This is a genomic window from Paenibacillus sp. J22FR21 (genome assembly GCF_056269135.1).
On record NZ_JBWDNJ010000025.1, the window covers coordinates 1 to 1184 of the forward strand.

The window sequence follows — 1184 nt, forward strand, 5'->3', positions numbered from 1 at the left end:
AACCGACTGGTTCGCTCATGTTCAGTTTTGAAAGAGCAAGTCTCTTTCTACAACACAATACACATTCGTTTGGTGATAATGGCGAAGGGGAACCACGCGTACCCATCTCGAACACGACCGTTAAGCCCTTCAGCGTCAATGGTACTTGGACCGCAGGGTCCTGGGAGAGTAGAACGTTGCCAAGCGAGTGCCATAAGCACTTACCTTTGTTCCTTGAAAACTGGATATGAAATTTGCGAAACATCTCTTAGCTGAGATTAATCGAAGTAAAGCTGAACTCGTTTCAGCATAGGTTAAGCTACTAAGAGCGCACGGAGGATGCCTAGGCGCTAGGAGCCGAAGAAGGACGTGGCGAACAACGAAATGCCTCGGGGAGCCGTAAGCAGGCTTTGATCCGGGGATGTCCGAATGGGGAAACCCGGCTGGAGTAATGTCCAGTCACTCATAACTGAATACATAGGTTATGAAGAGGCAGACCAGGGGAACTGAAACATCTAAGTACCCTGAGGAAGAGAAAACAATAGTGATTCCGTCAGTAGCGGCGAGCGAACGCGGATTAGCCCAAACCAAGGAGCTTGCTTCTTGGGGTTGTAGGGCGTCTCACATGGAGTTACAAAGGTGTTGGGTAGACGAAGAGGTCTGGAAAGGCCCGCTATAAGAGGTAAAAGCCCTGTAGTCCAAAGTCAGCACTCTCCGAGACGTACCCTGAGTACCGCGAGACACGTGAAACCTCGTGGGAATCCGGCAGGACCATCTGCCAAGGCTAAATACTCCCTAGCGACCGATAGTGAAGCAGTACCGTGAGGGAAAGGTGAAAAGCACCGCGGAAGCGGAGTGAAAAAGAACCTGAAACCGTGCGCTTACAAAAAGTCAGAGCCCGTTATATGGGTGATGGCGTGCCTTTTGTAGAATGAACCGGCGAGTTACGTTCCCATGCAAGGTTAAGGTGAAGAGCCGGAGCCGCAGCGAAAGCGAGTCTGAATAGGGCGACATAGTATGTGGACGTAGACCCGAAACCGTGTGATCTACCCCTGTCCAGGGTGAAGGTGCGGTAACACGCACTGGAGGCCCGAACCCACGAATGTTGAAAAATTCGGGGATGAGGTGGGGGTAGCGGAGAAATTCCAATCGAACTCGGAGATAGCTGGTTCTCCCCGAAATAGCTTTAGGGCTAGCCTCGGAGT

Annotated in this window: 2 rRNA genes; both read left to right on the forward strand. The window is 51.4% G+C overall.

The window, feature by feature from the left end:
• Positions 1-68 precede the first annotated feature (68 nt).
• Positions 69-185 (forward strand): 5S ribosomal RNA (rrf, locus tag AC0YNS_RS31665).
• Between the two features lie 106 nt (positions 186-291).
• Positions 292-1184, forward strand: a 23S ribosomal RNA gene (locus AC0YNS_RS31670); the annotation flags it as partial.